General features: G+C 43.4%; 17 protein-coding genes and 1 pseudogene. 5 read left to right on the forward strand and 13 right to left on the reverse strand.

The window, feature by feature from the left end; all coding sequences use genetic code 11:
* Positions 1-114: 114 nt before the first annotated feature.
* On the reverse strand, positions 115-648 hold the full coding sequence (locus ACTWPX_RS17100) for a hypothetical protein (RefSeq protein WP_443120780.1): 534 nt from the start codon (positions 646-648) through the stop codon (positions 115-117).
* Positions 649-1,050: 402 nt separating this feature from the next.
* Here ACTWPX_RS17100 and ACTWPX_RS17105 point away from each other — a divergent pair, with 402 nt between their 5' ends.
* Positions 1,051-1,497 (forward strand): hypothetical protein, encoded by a 447-nt coding sequence (locus ACTWPX_RS17105; protein WP_443120781.1) that lies wholly within the window; start codon positions 1,051-1,053, stop codon positions 1,495-1,497.
* Here ACTWPX_RS17105 and ACTWPX_RS17110 read toward each other — a convergent pair.
* The 3 genes from ACTWPX_RS17110 to ACTWPX_RS17120 are packed head-to-tail and all read right to left on the reverse strand — an operon-like array spanning position 1,403 to position 6,513.
* The gene (locus ACTWPX_RS17110; protein WP_443120782.1) at positions 1,403-2,602 is read right to left on the reverse strand and encodes a type III PLP-dependent enzyme; all 1,200 of its coding nucleotides are present in this window, start codon (positions 2,600-2,602) and stop codon (positions 1,403-1,405) included. The two genes, ACTWPX_RS17105 and ACTWPX_RS17110, sit on opposite strands and share 95 nt — an antisense overlap.
* A 24-nt stretch (positions 2,603-2,626) precedes the next feature.
* Positions 2,627-4,612, reverse strand: a complete 1,986-nt coding sequence (locus ACTWPX_RS17115; RefSeq protein ID WP_443120783.1) for an IucA/IucC family protein — start codon at positions 4,610-4,612, stop codon at positions 2,627-2,629.
* Positions 4,609-6,513, reverse strand: coding sequence for an IucA/IucC family protein (locus ACTWPX_RS17120; protein ID WP_443120784.1), 1,905 nt, complete (start codon positions 6,511-6,513; stop codon positions 4,609-4,611). The genes ACTWPX_RS17115 and ACTWPX_RS17120 overlap by 4 nt, the downstream gene beginning before the upstream one ends.
* 231 nt (positions 6,514-6,744) lie before the next feature.
* On the opposite strand from ACTWPX_RS17120, the gene ACTWPX_RS17125 reads away from it, so the two are divergent.
* Positions 6,745-7,491, forward strand: a complete 747-nt coding sequence (locus tag ACTWPX_RS17125) for a hypothetical protein (RefSeq protein ID WP_443120785.1) — start codon at positions 6,745-6,747, stop codon at positions 7,489-7,491.
* A 376-nt stretch (positions 7,492-7,867) separates the two neighbouring features.
* Here ACTWPX_RS17125 and ACTWPX_RS17130 read toward each other — a convergent pair whose 3' ends face one another.
* Positions 7,868-8,494, reverse strand: a complete 627-nt coding sequence (locus ACTWPX_RS17130) for an FMN-dependent NADH-azoreductase (RefSeq protein WP_443120786.1) — start codon at positions 8,492-8,494, stop codon at positions 7,868-7,870.
* A 128-nt stretch (positions 8,495-8,622) separates the two neighbouring features.
* On the opposite strand from ACTWPX_RS17130, the gene ACTWPX_RS17135 reads away from it, so the two are divergent.
* Positions 8,623-9,261: a hypothetical protein gene (locus tag ACTWPX_RS17135; protein WP_443120787.1), complete on the forward strand. Its 639-nt coding sequence runs from the start codon at positions 8,623-8,625 to the stop codon at positions 9,259-9,261.
* Between the two features lie 105 nt (positions 9,262-9,366).
* The gene (locus tag ACTWPX_RS17140; protein ID WP_128523139.1) at positions 9,367-9,555 is read left to right on the forward strand and encodes a YjzC family protein; all 189 of its coding nucleotides are present in this window, start codon (positions 9,367-9,369) and stop codon (positions 9,553-9,555) included.
* A gap of 61 nt (positions 9,556-9,616) precedes the next feature.
* On the opposite strand, the gene ACTWPX_RS17145 is transcribed toward ACTWPX_RS17140, so the two are convergent.
* The 3 genes from ACTWPX_RS17145 to ACTWPX_RS17155 form a co-directional block, all read right to left on the reverse strand.
* Positions 9,617-9,847, reverse strand: a complete 231-nt coding sequence (locus ACTWPX_RS17145; RefSeq protein ID WP_128523140.1) for a hypothetical protein — start codon at positions 9,845-9,847, stop codon at positions 9,617-9,619.
* Positions 9,848-9,910: 63 nt separating this feature from the next.
* On the reverse strand, positions 9,911-10,645 hold the full coding sequence (locus ACTWPX_RS17150; RefSeq protein WP_443120858.1) for an aminoglycoside phosphotransferase family protein: 735 nt from the start codon (positions 10,643-10,645) through the stop codon (positions 9,911-9,913).
* Positions 10,633-10,899, reverse strand: a complete 267-nt coding sequence (locus ACTWPX_RS17155) for a hypothetical protein (RefSeq protein WP_443120788.1) — start codon at positions 10,897-10,899, stop codon at positions 10,633-10,635. The genes ACTWPX_RS17150 and ACTWPX_RS17155 overlap by 13 nt, the downstream gene beginning before the upstream one ends.
* Positions 10,900-11,227: 328 nt before the next feature.
* On the opposite strand from ACTWPX_RS17155, the gene ACTWPX_RS17160 reads away from it, so the two are divergent.
* Positions 11,228-12,889 carry a peptide ABC transporter substrate-binding protein gene (locus ACTWPX_RS17160; RefSeq protein ID WP_443120789.1) on the forward strand — a complete coding sequence of 554 codons (1,662 nt, stop codon included), beginning with the start codon at positions 11,228-11,230 and terminating at the stop codon, positions 12,887-12,889.
* 189 nt (positions 12,890-13,078) lie between these two features.
* Here the strand turns inward: ACTWPX_RS17160 and ACTWPX_RS17165 are convergent, their stop codons facing one another.
* The 5 genes and pseudogenes from ACTWPX_RS17165 to ACTWPX_RS17185 all read right to left on the reverse strand — a co-directional run bounded on the left by ACTWPX_RS17165 (position 13,079) and on the right by ACTWPX_RS17185 (position 17,317).
* A complete protein-coding gene (locus ACTWPX_RS17165) occupies positions 13,079-13,384 on the reverse strand; it encodes a DUF5316 family protein (protein WP_443120790.1) in 306 nt (101 codons plus the stop codon).
* 299 nt (positions 13,385-13,683) lie between these two features.
* A complete protein-coding gene (locus tag ACTWPX_RS17170) occupies positions 13,684-14,133 on the reverse strand; it encodes a GNAT family N-acetyltransferase (RefSeq protein ID WP_443120791.1) in 450 nt (149 codons plus the stop codon).
* Positions 14,134-14,330: 197 nt separating this feature from the next.
* Positions 14,331-14,483: a hypothetical protein gene (locus tag ACTWPX_RS17175; RefSeq protein WP_443120792.1), complete on the reverse strand. Its 153-nt coding sequence runs from the start codon at positions 14,481-14,483 to the stop codon at positions 14,331-14,333.
* 324 nt (positions 14,484-14,807) lie between these two features.
* On the reverse strand, positions 14,808-16,412 hold the full coding sequence (locus ACTWPX_RS17180; protein ID WP_443120793.1) for an ABC transporter permease: 1,605 nt from the start codon (positions 16,410-16,412) through the stop codon (positions 14,808-14,810).
* Positions 16,412-17,317, reverse strand: a pseudogene (locus tag ACTWPX_RS17185) (ABC transporter ATP-binding protein). The gene ACTWPX_RS17180 and the pseudogene ACTWPX_RS17185 overlap by 1 nt, the downstream one beginning before the upstream one ends.
* Positions 17,318-17,319: the final 2 nt, after the last annotated feature.

The following is a 17,319-nucleotide window of genomic DNA, read 5'->3' on the forward strand; positions in this document are numbered from 1 at the left end:
TTCCATTTTTTTCAGGAAAACCCTCTTAAAAAGGTTATGTTGAATGTTGTTATTTATATGTAAAGAAATGCACCAGGCCATCATACCTCCATCGCTTATACATTGAAATGCTGATTAAGAAGCATTACTTTGAACGGTCTCCGTTGTTTGAATCACACTTTCAGCTCTCTCATTTACGGACTGCCCCAGGGTATGATCCTTACTTATTGCTATATGGGCATCTTCTGAAAAGATTTTGTGAAACTCATTATGTAGGGTAGTGGTATAATCCAAACCTTCTAATTGCTTTGCTGCCAGCATCGTATATTCCTTCCCTGTGGATGAAGTAAATTCAGTGCCTCCGGAAATTGTATTATGAAGTGACATTGTTGCCGTTAACTTCTTCACCGAGTACCTATCATCCAACTTCGCCATGCCATATACACCGTATTGATGATTCCTGGAACGTACGACGTATAATTCATCACCTTCCAGCGTTTGTACTCTTTCTACATCTGCTGTTGCTTTTTCCTTCTGAATAAAATGAGTGAATGCTTTTTTTTCTGTTGGAAAGCTTTCTTTATCCATAGATGAAGTCTGGTTATTCGCACACCCTGCCACCATTACCAAAAACAGGAACACCAGAAGCGAATGAGTATAAAAGCGCATAGCAGCCCACCTTTTTATAATTACTCTGTTAACTTTCAGTATGGATTTTTTGCTATAAGCTCCCTATTGAGTAAGACTCAGGTTCGAGGCATTGTATGAGGTTATGGTTGGCTGGGAAACGGCTCGCTTTCCTGCCATATGTTTCGGAAGACTCTCGAAACTACATCTCAAGGGAAGCATTCATGGAGGAAACCCTGTAATTAACTTAAGATGTTTGAGTCTCACTCAAATATGCCAGCATTTTTCTGAACGAATTTCGAGAAAAACATATAAGCAAGGGGTGCGGGGAATGCTTGCGCAGCACTCCTGCTGGAAAAGACGGATGATAGCGATTTTCTTTTATAAATTAAAGAAAATCACTCTTTTCAGATGGGCCACTGTTGATTCCACGATGAGCGGTCGGTGGTGACGCCTGCGGGAACAGCGCGAGCCGAAGATCCACTTGGTCAAGTGATCTTCTTGACCAAGTTAGCTGAGGCCGTGCCCGCGGCAAGCACCCACCGACAAGCGATTCGTGAGAAGCAACAACAAACGTTTACAGCTCCTCTAGATGGAAAAGGGTTTTTCAGTAGCTCCGAGAGAGTCCGAGGAGGCTCAACGCACTCCCGTGGAAAGCGAGTTGCTTCCCAACCAACCCTGAAGCTCAACATGGCAACGAACCCTGATTACCTCGAAATCGTGTCTTCAATAATCCTGCCATATAAAACAACATCAACGTCACAAAAATGGTCAGTTGGTGAAAAGAACCCCCACCTTACTCATTCAAATAAACCATTTCCGGCTGGGGATGGCTTAAGAAATCATGGTGGGAAATGGTCCAAGCATATGCACCAGCCATTTCAAAAATAATGATATCACCGGCCCGGAGCTGCTTGACAGAATTCCGACGCACAAGCACGTCATTCGGGGTGCACAGTTCGCCAGCGATGGTGACATCAGCATTCAACACTTCTGGCCGTTCAAACGGATAACGCCATTCCTCCACTGGATGGATACGGAATGGTTGGCTCATTTTCCATGCGGCCGGCAGACGCAAATGGTGCGAACCTCCCCGGACCAGGGAAAAATACTGATCATGATTCTTCTTCACATCCAATACTTCTGTAACATAGAAGCCGCACTCTGCCGTCATATAACGTCCGATTTCCAATACCAAAGTCAGATTTCCCACAATTTTTCCGAGATGGTCGATCCCCTCAGCAAAGGTGTCCCAGTCGAACGGTTCTCCCGGACTCCAATAGTTGATACCGATCCCTCCACCGATATCAACAACAGAAATTTGAAGTTTGAATTGTTCCTGCCATTTACGTGACTTCTCTATGCAAGTTTCGACAAACCGGACATGGGCTTTTGCATTCAAGTTGTTGGACATTGCATGGAAATGAAAGCCTTCTATTTTTACGTGGTCGGATTGGAGTGCTTTTTCAATCAAATCAGGTATATCAGCCTCATCGACCCCGAATTGGGACGGGACTCCTGACATCATATGGTGACTGTCAGGGACATCTGAGCTTAAATTGACGCGGATCAGAATCGGTATTTTAACTTGCTTTTGTTCAGCAAGATACAACATCCTGTTCAAATCCTGAAAGCTTTCCACGTTCAGATAACCGACCCCGGCCCGTATCGCCGCTTCGATTTCACAATCTTTCTTGGCCGGAGCACCGAAAATCATCGGTATTTGCCCGACCTCATTCACCTTGTGGATCTCCCCTTCTGAAGCCACCTCGAACCCATCGACAGTCGGTGCTAACACCTCCAGCAGGTGCTGATCAGGATTCGCCTTAACGGCATAATAAAGCTTGCAAAAATCAGGAAGACTCTCCTTAATCGTATTTGCATGATCTCTCAACTTTTCTAAGTCATAGACATAAGCACAAACAGGCTCCTCGCCTTGTACCCGCTTTTCCTCTATATACATTTCTACTGTCTGCCTCTTCGCATTGGTGACCATGTCTGATACCTCCGGGTTTCGCCTTCAATCCGCTAACGGGTTCGGGACGGCATTATAGCCGTATCCTTTGCTGTCTGTGAGCCTCATTTTTGTAAGCGACTTATGCATGACTGTTGATTGGTATAAAAACGTACGATCAAGCCTGACTTGTTCAGCAATATCCTGTTGCAGTGACAATTCATGCAAAACGCCATCACAGACGGTTTTGACCTGCGTCCAAAATGCAGCCTCATCCCTCCCTGAATATTGCACCAGCTGCCTGATCATCTCACCTAAATGATTTTGAAAAACCGTATAATACAGCTTGTTATGCATATCTGCATCCTGATTTGTGACCGAGACTGAATCAGGGGCGAACCCTGGCGAGAAGCCCTGATTCCGCAGGCGCTCTGTATAAATCCGTGCTCCTCCCCAATCCCTGAAAAAGAAACGCGATATCCTGCCATTTTTAAAGACAGGGATACTGTTCTGCAGATGTCCTTCAAGAGCAACTCCATATTTGACCATCAGTGTAAGATAACCGGGAAGTACCTTTTCAATATACTCCTGGAAAAAGTCATGGGCAGCAACATCTCTTTTCAAATTATTCTCATGAGCAAATGTATCTACCAATTCCTTTAATACCGTTGTTTCGCTGAACGGCGATGTTGCATATAAAGCCATTCCGGCAATCGCGATTTCATCATCCTCAAGGTATTCATCGATATTTTCACGTAAAAGCACCGTCAAGTTGCGGCTTTTCATGTCATCTTCCGATTGAAAAGCTGCTCCCCCAAGTTCATTGAGAGGAAGAAAAAGCTGCAGGCGTGGTTCTTTGTCCATAATATCCTTCAACAAATCTGTAACTACGGTTGAATTCATGGCTGTCTGCATGGAAATCGAACGTACCGTCGATGTCATTTGGCTGTTGACCGCAAGCTTGAGATCTGGAGCGCCCTCCTGCTTCGGGGCGACCGTTCGAAACGATGAAGTCGCTTCTGCAGGCAGCTTCACATCTTGTAAAAGCACAACAGTGCCTGCCTCTATTTCCTGTTCATAAATCGCCGGGATAGCGTGTGCAAACTGCCATGGGTGGACAGGCAGAATGTCGAATGTGTCTACCGCATAACCTCTTCGTTCCAACTCCTTTCTTACTTCAAAGCATTTTTCAGGATAATGATTCTCAACTAAACCCTTTTCTTCTGTCGAGATTATATGTGTCTTACGGACGGCCGCAAAGCGAACATTAAATGATTGGTGAAATTCTGGGGAGTAGCGGAACACATCCGGAAAAGTCACTCCAAGCTTCGTTTTGGCGCCAGGGTGAAGATGGTGGCCTTCAACGGTCAGCTGCTCAAAAAATAAACTTGAAGAAAAACGTGCATCCCCGGTCCTCTTCTTTTGCAAATATTCCATAGTCGTGCGGACTTCGAGTTTTTCTGCTTCCTCCTGGAGATTCCCTTTCCACTCTTCCTGATACATCGAAGCTAGCATCAAGTTTACGGTGCCATTATTGAGTTCCTTCGTAAATGTATCTACATTCGGATAGTTCTCTTTGCTGAACAAAAGCCTTGTCAGCGTAGAAGCAGTGGGGACCACTCTTGCTTTCTCACTATCAACATAAATCACCTCATCCGTAGTTTCTACAAGCTGAAAGGCATACTCATTCTTTATAGGAAATAGAAGCGCGTACCCCTCCAACTTCAGGTACTTATACGTAAGGTCTTTGCGAAGCTGCAGTTTTTTCAAAGGCTCATAGACCTTTTCCCATGAAAAAGAACGACCGTTGATATAGAGGGATCCGCCGTGTTTCTTCAAATCGACTGCCCGCTCATAGAAGCCATCGATATTCTCTCTTAAGACAGAGTCTGCTAATTTATAAAGAATCCCTTTTCTGCCCATTTCCCTGTGGTGAAGAAAACGAGGCACCTGGGCAGGCAGATACTCTTTTGCGAAAGACAAACAGCTTTCTTCTTCTTTTAAGAGTTCTGTATCGATCAAGCTTTGGCTTTTCATTGCTGATATGGTCAAGTTCCAAGCACCTCATTTCTCATAGAAAGCGGATTCGGGAGATTCACGTAAATGTTATCTGTATATTTGTCTGATAAGCGCATCTGTACCAATGCTTTCATTCTCGAGGGCTGAGAAAAAAGGTGGTTTTCGTCAGCCATTGCTTCACTACCAATCGTAGGATCTTGTTGTAAATGAGTGTATGTTTCTTCGATTACAGAGCGGACGATGGCCCATAATTTCATTTCATCGACCTTGAGAGCTCTGGATAACCAGTAGATGATTTCTCCTAAGTGATTATGAAGCAGCGCATGGGAAAAGATATCAAGAAGCTCATCACGTTGCGCTGTCAAAAGATTCGTACTCGGGTCAATCGGTTGTTTATCAAAGTAACGATCCAGACGTTCATTCATGATCCGGATTCCACCGATATCTCGGAGGATCACCCGTTCTGGAGATCCGTTCCTGAATACAACGACGCAATTTTGCAAATGGGCTTCCATGCTGATGCCATACTTTGTCATCAAAGTCAAAATTCCAGGCAGCAAAGCCCTGGCATACTTTTTCATAAAGGCCTGCGACGCTTCAGAAACCGACCCTTGCTCCTGGCGCTGGACGAGTTCTTCGACTATCAACTTTCCTGATACAGGTGACTTGGATAATAAAGCAGCTGCCGGAATAGCGATTTCGTCTTCCTGAAGCTCCTGTTCTGGATTTCCCCGGAGAATGGCCGCCACATTCTTCTGGAGAAAATGGGTTTGCTTCTGATCCAATACTGCTTCTGGTTCGTAATGGACCCCCACCTCATCACTCATCAATGTCAAACGGCTTGAGAGGAAGTTATCATTCCTCAACATCTCCTGAAACAGCCGGGATAGTAAAGGACCGTTGATGGTAGATGCGGCGGAAACTGTACGGATCGCACTCGTCATTTGTACGTTCATCGCTGTTTTTATATGATGCTTCGTGCGGTTGTTTAAAGGAGCTAACGTCCGAAATGAAATAAGCGCCGCCGTCTTGATTCGGACATTTTCTAATGGAATGATTCGTCCTTTTTCCAAAGCTTCGTGGTAATTGTGTCTTACTGTATGGGTGAATTGCCATGGATGGACGGGGATGATCTCATATTCGTCCTTGTTCATCAGCCGCGACCCACACAACTCTTCAAAAGCTTGCTCGAGTTCAGGGTACTCCTGGAATAATACCGTTTTGGTGTTCTGGTTATCGAGCGCCGTCACCCTGCAGACGTCGTGATGGACAACTAGAGGAATGACCTCTGGCTCTCCACCCCACTCAGGCGCGTAGCACGCAATGTCCTCTGCTGACATGCCGAGTCGTGTCCGTGAACAAGGATGAATCGTGTGTCCTTGAATGACCCATTGTTCAAAAAAAGCCAGCGGACTGAATGAGTGGCTTTTCTGCTGTTCGGCACTTACGAACGAATAGACATCGTTTGCATTCAGCTGCCTTGCTTTTTGTTCAACCTTCTTCTGGCGGTAACCAGCAATAGTTAACGCCAATCCGTAATTCTCGACACTGTTCGCTATTTCTTTATAAAACGATAGTTGATTTTCTGATAGGTTTTCCTTGTCATATAAAACATCCAGTAAAACGAGCGGTCTCGTGACAGGACGCTTATTCCCTTCGATATCACTATGGATGATTTCCCCGTCAAGATCCAGATGTCTTAACGCAGACACTCTGCCGACAGGTATCTGGAGTGACTCCCCATCACAGAGGGCAATGTAAATACTGGAGCCATCCGCAACCCACACATAATCAAAAACGCCTTCACGAATGATGGCTTGAATGAGCTGATGAAGAATTACCTTTTCCGCTTTTTTCAAATGAATTATGTAATTCTTTTCGAAGTCCGGGTATTTATTTTTTATAGAGTGAACTGGCTGATTTATTCTTTTCACTTTTCTCACCTCATCCGAGGTTTTGTACAACCTCACAGCTGAATTTTCTTATTCCCTTTTTTTAATAGGAGTAATCGAATATAAGCAAACTACATAGAGTTAGCATACGTCCATCCCCCTGTTTATTATGCCCGTTCCTGTTGTTGGATTTGCAGAATTATTTTATAATTGATAACAGTTATCATTTCCAAAGATTATGGTGGAAAAATATAAAATGTGGGAGTCATCTATATGAATGCTGCATTTGAACAAATCCAAAATGACCATCGAATTTATATCGGGACGGAAGATCAGAATCGTATTTCTTATATGGTCGATGAACTGATTCACGATCAACAGCAGGCGAAGCAACTTCTGGACTTACAAAAACGGCAGCTCGATGCCCCGAATTTGTCGCTTACCGGACTTCTATTCGGGAAGATGTATTCCGTTTTAACCATGGGACTTTTTGAAACCATCATCAAGCATGGCCTGATCATCGATACTGCTCCATCCAACATAGGCATTGAATTGAAGCAAAAAAACGCTATGAACTATATGATTCGCGAAGATGCTGTGTACCCTGTTGCTGACCTGCCTGAGGAACAGGTTAAGAATTTGGTCCACACCTTCATTGTAGAGAACTTACAACCATTGTTCCAAACAATTGCCCAAGTTGCGAAATGTAAACCAACGCATATGCGGTCGATTGTTTCCCATAACCTTCACCAAAGAAAATGTGCACTGGTAAATGCACGCCCGGAAATAGAAGAACACATCGAACAAGTATTTCGTTGGTTCACATCAAATGAACTCTTCGAGAAAAACCGACGAAACCCGTTGCAATTCAACTTTCGTTATTATACTGCGGATAATGGAAAAGAGACGTATGTGCGCCGGCACTGTTGTATGAAATATATGCTTCATGGTGGAGATAAAACAAAGTGCTGCCCTACATGCCCGCTCATCCCAGACGAAGAACGCGACGAGCGATTGTGATATCTTCCTGATCTCTTCCTCAAGTGAACCATTTATTTCCACCTCAGGTAAACCATATTTTCCCAATTACACTCAATACAAAGCAACACTTTTTGAGTTATGCATCAAATAAAGAAGCCGAGTTGGACGATGAAATCGTTCAACTCGGCTTCTTTTCAATACAAAAAAATCACTCTATTCAGATAGGCAACTGTTGTTTCCACGATGAGCGTTCGGTGGTGACGCCTGGGTGAACAGCTGAGGCTGTGCCCGCGGCAAGCATCCACCGACAAGCGATCCGTGAGAAGCAACCACAAACTTTAACTACTCCTCTAGATTGAAGAAGTTTTTTCAGCAGCCTCCACAGCAACGGATGCTTTTTCAGCTTACTTTTATTTTAGAAGGAAACAGCAGTCGCAGCTGCCTTTTCCAAACCTTCTTTTACAATACCTTCTGCTTTATGAGGGTATTGGTTGTGACCTTCCACTACCAATGTGGTAATATCTTCGACTCCCCAGAAATGCAGAATATTTTCCACATAATTCACGGCCATTTCCGCCGATTTTGCTGGACCCTCCGAATAAACACCTCCACGTGCATTCAGAAGAGCGACCTTTTTATCCGGCAGCATCCCTACTGGACCTTCTTCCGTGTAACGGAACGTCTTCCCTGCCTGGGCTAAATAATCAAAATACGTGTGAAGCACAGCAGGGATTGTGAAGTTCCATAGCGGGAAAGCAAATACGACTTTATCCGCTTCTAAAAATTGATTCAAATAATGATTGACTGTTCTAGTCGCTGTTTTCTCAGCGTCGGTAAGCTCGATATCTCTAGACAGCTTAAACATTCCATTGATCTTTTCCGTATCATAATAACCAAGGTTTTCTTCGAACAAATCAAGCTCCTCGATTTGGTGATCCGGGTGGGACTCCTTGTAGTTTTCTAAGAACTTATAATAAAGCTTGACACTCACAGACTGCTCAATAGGTCTGGAGTTCGCTTTTATGAATAATACTTTCGTCATGTCGAGAACCTCCATTTGTATGAATAAGTTGTTATAGCAACTAAATAATGGAAACATAAATCATCTCTTTCACTGCACCATTTAGTTGCTATGCATACTTTTTTATGTAGATAAATATATAAGGGATGATGGATATTGTCAACAATAAAGGTTTCCTTATCATCCTGGACGTTTATTCTTCCCTCTCCATGTGGAACCAACAAAGAAGAATACTTACAGAAAGAAGGGAAACCGCTGTGCTTGATATTCTCATCAGTCATATTCCATCGACACTTGTACACGTCCTGGCAGGGGCTCTCATCATGAATCTATTCTTTGAAAACGAGTCCCTCTCCCAGCTGCAGCGAAGAAATATCATGTTACTTGGAGCCACCGTCGTGCTGGTAATCGATATTCCAAAACTGTTCGGCATTCTTTTGTTCCACAGTCTGCTTTTCGTCCCAATATTGGCACTCGGTATAGCCTTCTTTATTAAAAAATATATGATTACATCTTTTCAGAAACTATGGTGGGCTTTCATGACAATCCTATCCATAGCAGGAATCGCAGTCGATTTTCTTGGCAACGGAACGCATCTTTTCTATCCATTTATGAATGAGAATTTCTCTTACACTCTCATCCACCAGGAAGGTTGGTACGCGCTTGCCTTGTTCGTTGTATTGATCACCCGTCTATATGGGCCACGTTTCATTCCTTTACACTTGAGCAAAATCCTTCAAGTGAACGGGCTCTTCTTCCTAATTTTATTCATCATAGAAAATGGATGAAGGCCTTATGAACCATTTTCCATAATTAGGTTTTATTTGGATAAATTACGGCAATATAGCTTATGTGCGCACAACTAATAAATCAATGAAAGGATGTTTTCAACGATGGCAGACCGTTACAAGACAGGCGAACAGGCTCCTCAAGCTGGAACATATGCATTTGATGGTTTAGTTGATGGTCGAAAAAAGGATAACGTAACAGAAGATGAAAAACATATTGAATTAAGTAATGGTGATACCTTCCCGCCACTTCGCTCCAGTAAAGAAGCAGCATACTGGAAGAAGTCCAACTAAAAAGGGAGCAAGAATCAAAAGGTCCTGAGCCGGATATCCGCTCAGGACCTTTTTTTGTGCTTCACTTCTTAGTACTGCCTCCATTGATCACTTTGAACTTGACCCCGCCCTTCTCATCCGGGTGGCGCTCAAAAGAATAAATCGATGCCTTCGTGCCGATCGTCAGTGAACCGTCCTCTTCTATGAAAAACAATGTTCCTGGCTCTTTCACCTGGATGGACTGCACATTATGCTTCGCGAAGACCTCCTGCAAATCCTCGATCAACTCACCTTTACCGTATGTGAAAGCCATTCTTTCACTCCCTACTATACATGCTATTTGTAGTAGGTTATGTAGAAAGAATAGGAAACATGCTCATTTCCCGTTATATAATGCTTTATATTTAGTTAGTACTTCCAAATGAGTGATCATGGCTTTTTCCTGTGTGAAGTTTTTGATTTCTGGCAGTTCTTCTGCTTCGATATAATCAGCAAGCACGTCAATCACTTCATCCAGCAACTTGGCTCTGAAGTAATAATGCATTCGATCCAGGATTTCCTTCCCTGCTAAATCTTCTACTTTTTCCCTCCAAAAATCCCACCTAGCCGTTTGATAGAACGGCCACAGGAACACAGAGTAATCCATGGCTGCATCACCCGAGGAAGTAAGATCGTCCCAATCAATGATCCGGTAGCCGCCCGTATCGTCCAGCAATACATTATGCCAGTTCATATCATTATGAACGACGTCCGAAGCCATACCCCGGAAAGCCTCATCTTCACAGACCCTTTCCTGCAGATCATCCACCTCCTGATGGAAAAAACGGAGAGTTTCTTCATCCACAAATGATAGCAGGTCTTTCCCTGCTTCGATAATAGATAGATCCGCTTGAAACCGTGTTATATATTCCTCCGCAAATGCATCCGCATATGTAATAGGCTCCTTCCTGGTTAAGCGCTCTTTCATTTTACTCCTGCTATGTAATTGCTGCAGCTTATGTAAAACGGACTCAGCAACTTGATCCGTTTCACTTAACGGCTTTCCCTCAAAATATTCAAAAACGAGCCCATAAGGATAACCTGGAACCAGTTCTTCTTTTATCTCACAGATAAGCGCGGTGCTTTAAAGTCACTCATCAATAAAGAATTCACCTGCATCCATTGTTTCAGAGCAGGGACATTCTCTTTCCGAGCGAGCTTTATATGCCGCCATCTCTTACCATCGGTGATTTTATATGACTGATTCACAAAGCCCCCGGGATTCCATATATATTCCGCCGTAACAACTTTTCTCAAAAGTCCCAGTTCTTCTGCATGGAAATGTGCCCATTCAGCCACTTTCCTTTCAAACAATGCCAGTTGCATCCTTTCCCTCCTCGCACCTTTCCTATTTCAAAAAACAATAAACAATCTAAGCTCAATTTACTCCTTTTGTGATTCGAATCCTCTTTTCAAAGCTTGGGAAAGTTCAACCTGAATAAAGGCCCTTAGAGGTATTTAACCACCTCTCATATCCCAACCTTCAAATGGCAGGAATTCTACAACTTTTATAAAATACTATAGATTATGGAACGAAAAGGGGGATAAGTACATAAGCCTGTGCTAGTTTCTCATTGAACTAAAAAATAGGAGGTATGTAGAACATCAGCTTTTTTTGAACCGAACACATAGAAATCCGGGAGGTACGTTACATATGAAGAAAACAAAATGGTATCTACTAAGTTTCACTCTTTTGATGAGTATGCTTCTGGCAGCTTGTTCAGGAGCTGAAGAAACCACCAAGGAAGAAGAAGAATCTTCCTCAGCCGACAATACGAGTAAACAGGAACTTCACTTGACAGAAGGGGCAGAAATCCCTACGATGGACTCTTCTTTGACGATTGATGCGATAGCTTCACAATGGTTAGGATCTACGAAAGATGGACTTTACCGCCTTGGAAAAGATGGAAAGACAGAGCCGGGAATTGCCAAAGACCATAAGGTAAGTGAAGATGGCCTTGTTTGGACATTCCAATTACGTGAAGATGCTGTATGGTCCAATGGAGATCCTGTGACTGCCCACGACTTTGTATATGCATGGCAGCGCACAATCGATCCTGATACCGGCTCCGAATATGGGCCTTACATGATGAACGGCGTCATAAAAAATGCTGAAGCCGTCTCTCAAGGGGAAAAAGAGTTGGACGCCCTTGGTGTTAAAGCAGTCGATGATTTTACTTTTGAAGTGACACTCGAAAGACCTACGCCTTATTTCCAGTCAATGACGGCCTTTGGAACGTTTTTACCGATGAATCAAAAGTTCGTTGAAGAAAAAGGCGAAAAGTACGCTATGGAAGCAGATGCTCTTCTCTCTAACGGACCCTTCATTATGACTGAATGGGACCATGGCGAAGGATGGACCGTTGAAAAGAATGACGATTATTGGGATGCAGATAAGGTGAAGCTTGAAAAGATTACTGTGAATGTCGTCAAAGATACAGCATCAGCTGTGAATCTATACGAGACGAACGAAGTGGATGTGACGAACCTTTCCTCCGAATTCGTCGACAAGTACCGGACCAATGAAGAATTTAAAACAGAAGAAGAACCGACCGTTTTCTTCCTGAAAATGAACCAGGAAAACGAAATTCTATCTAACCTTCATGCACGTAAAGCCATCCAGATGGTCGTCGACCGCCAAAGCATGGTCGATGTCATCCTGAATAACGGATCCATTCCGGCTGGTGGATATATGCCAGCGAATTTCGTCAATCACCCGGAAACAGGAGAGGACTTCCGTGACATCAATGGCAACCTTGTCACAGATAGTGCAGCGAAAGCTCAAGAGCATTGGAAGAAAGCGAAAGAAGAACTGGGAATCGAAACAGCAGAGCTCCGCTACTTAGGTGGCGATACTGAAGTAGCCCAGAATCTGGATGCTTTCATCAAGGACCAGCTTGAGCAACTTGAAGGACTATCGATCAAGGTAGAGAGTGTACCTTTCAAAGTACGCTTGGAGCGGGACAGCAACATGGACTATGACATTGAAAACTATGGTTGGGGCCCAGACTACATTGACCCGAATACATTCTTGAACCTCTGGGTTACAGATGGTGGAAACAACAAAACCGGTTACTCCAGTGAAAAATACGATAGCTTAATCAAAAAAGCAGGCACGGAATTGGCGCAAAAACCTGGGGAGCGCTTTGAAACTTTCCTCGAAGCAGAGAAATTACTCATTCAGGAAGACGCAGTCATTGCACCGCTTTATCAACGTGCAAAAGCCCAGTTATGGAAACCCTACATTAAAAATGTAACAGCGAATCCGATGGGGCCGGATTACACTTACAAGTACGCTTATATTGAAGGAAAATAAGAGGAGAAAAGGTCAGCCTGTGAAAGGGTTGACCTCTTTTCATTCGATAAAATCCACCTCAATGCTTCTCTAGAATCATATCCTGACCATCCACTGAACACCCTGTTAAAATTAGCACGATACCAAATAAAAACTTCTTCACCTTATCACTCCCTATCACCGTGATCATGACGTCTCACAAAATGAAATTTAAATATTGATCATTGCTGTAATTATCAAAATAATGATGGACACTGCATTTGGAGCGCTAATCAACAAAAATCCCGTGATCCATTTGTTCTTAGGCTCTCTATCTTCCTTAACTTCTGTATGATTATTTGCCCTATTCCGATCCCCGCTCACGAAAGCCCCTGTTAAAAGGCCAGTAATCAATAACGGGACGACAGCACTGATCGCTATTAATTTCACAGTTGTTTCCCATTCATTTGTTGAAAATCCATAAATAAAGGAAGTGAGGGTTACTACAAATCCAATACCGAAACATTTCCACTTCACGTTATCACTCCTCACTTTACATACGTTCAACGAACAATTCCGTTTCAAGCTTCAATCGCTTTCTTTCAAAAAGCAGCAAAGTGCCTGGGATAAAAGAATTTCCCCACTAGAAAACCCGAACGAAAAAACGTTCGGGTTTCCTTTATGAAGCAATAAATGCATTCGCTGCTCCGTCAACATACTTCGCTTTCCGCGGGCACAGCCTCAACCTCCTCATCGTCTTTTCCAGTCGCAGTTACCGTTTTCTCCCAGCCTCTTCGTATTTTTGACTAACTCACTTAACAGAGTACTTTAGACAATCATTTATATAATTGCCAATAAAGCATACCTTCATCTTTATGTATTTTTATCATATTCACTTTCTCTAACACCCTTATTGAAGGTGCATTATCCTCAAGACATTCAGCCATTATTTTATTTACCGAACCCGTGTTGAATGCCCATTCAATGATAGATTTCAATGCTTCTGTCGCAAAACCTTTATTTTGTTGTGCAGATTCGATACCATAGCCCACTTCAACAGCTTTTTCTTCATCAGGCTTACCTTTAAAGCCCATATCACCGATAATTTCATTCGTTTGTTTATCAACAATAAGCCAGACTCCCCAACCTAAAACAGATGCTTCTTTTTTTAATTCCTCAAGATACATTTCAATATGAGGTCCGGGTTCGTATCCATTTGTGGAATAGGTCATTAATGACTCATTCGTACAAGGGGTAAGTTTCAGTCTCTCTGTATGCAGATCCATTTCCTATCTCCTTCTCAACTTTCATTCTTGGCTAACCTACTATGACGATTATTCTAATTTAATAGGGCAACTTTGATAACCTGAGTTTATCACAAGTACCAAATTTTAGGTGAACTCATTTTTATTTTCCAAAACTAAAACCGCGTCAGATAAATAAAAAAGGAATAGCAACGAGTGAGGCAACTGAAAAACCCTTTTCAATCTAGAGAAGCTGTTAAAGTTTGGTGTTGCTTCTCACGAATCGCTTGTCGGTGGATGCTTGCCGCGGGCACGGCCTCAGCTAACTTGGTCAAGAAGACCACTTGACCAAGTGGATCTTCGGCTCGCGCTGTTCCCGCAGGCGTCACCACCGACCGCTCATCGTGGAATCAACAGTGGCCCATCTAAAAAGAGTAATATTCTATGACTTATGAAAGAAAACCACTCTGCATGTACGCGTTAGCAATCTTCACCGTCAATAGTAAACGAACACTAATATTCATGAAAGATTAGGAGCCCAAATGTCCCGTCGACACTATAAAAGAAGCCGAAATGAACGATAAAATCGTCCAACTCGGCTTCTTTATTAGATGTATACTTCAAAAAGTTGTGTTCTTCAGTTGCTGCTTTGCATCGAGTGAATACTTTTTCATCGATGCTCTATGAATTTCTTCGTCAGTCAGTTAATGTCCAGTTCAATAAAGTTTAATATCGCGTCTATTGAAGCCTATAAAACCTGCTATTGTCAGCAAGACAGCCAACAAGCCCAATCCAGCGAGTGGCATGAATGAATAATCTTCAATCGGTATTTGCGGCACGTGACCAAAAGGTGAGAGATTGCCGACCCAATCGGAAAACTGAAATAATCCTCCTAAATACAATACCAAAAAGGAATAAAGAACATAGAGCCAAATAAAGCCCGTCAAATTCGGCAAACAACCGATCAGCATTACGGCTATACTGATCATGACGAGCATGGCGGGATAATAAGACAAGGCTGCCCCAAAAATCATTTGAAACGATAATCCGCCATCAACTACTGTCGTCCCCGCTGACCATAACCCAAGCGCTGCAAGCATTAGCATGACAAATCCATTGCCAATCGAAATCAGCAGATAGCTGCCTAACAGCTTATTCCGGGAAACTTTTCTACTTAACAAATGAACAATTTGTTCCTTTTTCTCCTCAGCCCGCAGTTTATTCACTGCCATGACAGGAGGCACAGTGGCAAGCAGTGAAATGACAATCATCAGCATCGGAATGAACTGTTCAACCAATGTCACCCCTTCCGCCGGCTTAAGCAACTGTTTCATTGTTTCATTACTGGAGAAAAACGACTCAAGATCTCCTAACACAGCGCCATAAGAAGCTCCTAATACAAGCATCCCCACAGCCCATGAGATGATCCCGGTCCGTTGTAACCTTAAAGCAAGACCGATGGGACTCTGCAAAAAGCGGGAAGCATATCTCTTACCAGGTTTGGATGGCAAGAAGCCGCGATCCAAGTCCCTGATTGCATTCAGGTAATTTGCCACACCATAAAGGACCACCGAAACAAACACCATTAAAATGACCGGCCACCAATTATTCGTATCGTAAACTTGCGCTTTAGTCACCCAGGCAAGCGGTGAAATCCACGATAACGCCTCATTGCTGACATCGGTGACTGCACGGAAAAGATAAGCGATAAGCAGGAAGGCAATCGAATAACCGACCGTACCGCGTGAACTGTCTGAAAGCTGACCAAATACAGCTGTTACTCCCGCAAAAAATAAGCCCGTGGCACCTAGGGCTGCCCCATACAATAATGAGCCTTCCAAATCCATACTCTCTATACCGAGAGCGTAGAGTCCGAAGCCATTGAGCAATGCTAACCCCGCGCAAGCCCCTGATATGACAATCAGAACGGAATTCAAATAAGAAAGCCGTCCTGTTGGTAAGGAACGAATCATTTCCAAGCGTCCATCTTCTTCAGCGGCACGTGTGTGGCGAGTCACCAGGAGAATACTCATCAACCCGACCACCGCAGCTGTGATGAGCAGCATCTGATGTGCTGTCATGACACCAAGCGTATAGTTTGCTAGATCAGCTGGCCCAGTCATGGCGGTCATAGCTGGATTTGCCATCGTTTGGGCCATTGCCTCCCTTTCCTGTTGGGAACCATAAAGATCTACAAAAGACATTGGTACAATGAGCGTAAAAAAAGTAAGAGCAATGATCCAAATCGGAATCCGGATGCGATCAAGCCGGAGAATGAATTTTGAAAGGTACGCCGTTTTAGCCATTAAATTCCCTGCCATCAGTGTACTTCTCCCCCTTCTGTCTCCTTCCCTTCATAATGACGCATGAATAAATCCTCTAAGGTTGGCGGAGCACTCTCAATTTTGATGATACCGAATTGACTGATATGTTTGATAACCGGATCGATTTGCGCGGTCTCCACTTGAAACGAAACCCCATGTTCCCCTTCTTCGATCTCATGCAAGCCTTCCAGCTCTTTCAACCCTGTGATCGGCTGTTTAGTGTCAACGAGCATTTGCGTCCTTGTCAGGTGCCGCAGTTCGCTTAATGAACCCTACTCGATTATTTTTCCCTGCCGTATAATACTCACCCTGTCGCAGAGTTTTTCTACCTCGGATAAAATGTGACTGGAAAGCAGGATACTTTTTCCTTGGCACTTCAATTCCATCACACATTCCTGAAACACTTTTTCCATAAGAGGATCCAGCCCTGAAGTCGGTTCGTCCAGGATATAAAGGTCTGCCTCAGATGAAAAGGCAGCAACCAAAGCAACCTTCTGCCTGTTTCCTTTAGAATAGGTTCGACACTTTTTAGAAGGGTCTAAATCAAATTTCTTTATTAATTCCTCACGTTTTGCGTTATTTACTGTCCCATTCAACTTCACAAATAAATCAATGACCTCTCCCCCAGTTAAGTTGGGCCATAGATTCACATCACCAGGGACATAGGCAATTCTTTTGTGAATGGCCACAGCATCACGCCAGGCATCCTTGTCGAAAATCTTCACGTCTCCATCTGTCGCTTTCAATATGCCTAATAATATACGAATCGCAGTCGATTTACCTGCACCATTCGGACCGATAAACCCTACAATTTCTCCTTTATCGACCTCAAGATTAATTCTATCCAATGCTGTAAACTTGCCGAATTTCTTTGTTAAATCCGTCACCTTTAATAAGCTCATGT

Source organism: Halobacillus sp. H74, from assembly GCF_052246715.1.
In the GTDB taxonomy this organism is placed as follows: domain Bacteria; phylum Bacillota; class Bacilli; order Bacillales; family Halobacillaceae; genus Halobacillus; species Halobacillus litoralis_A.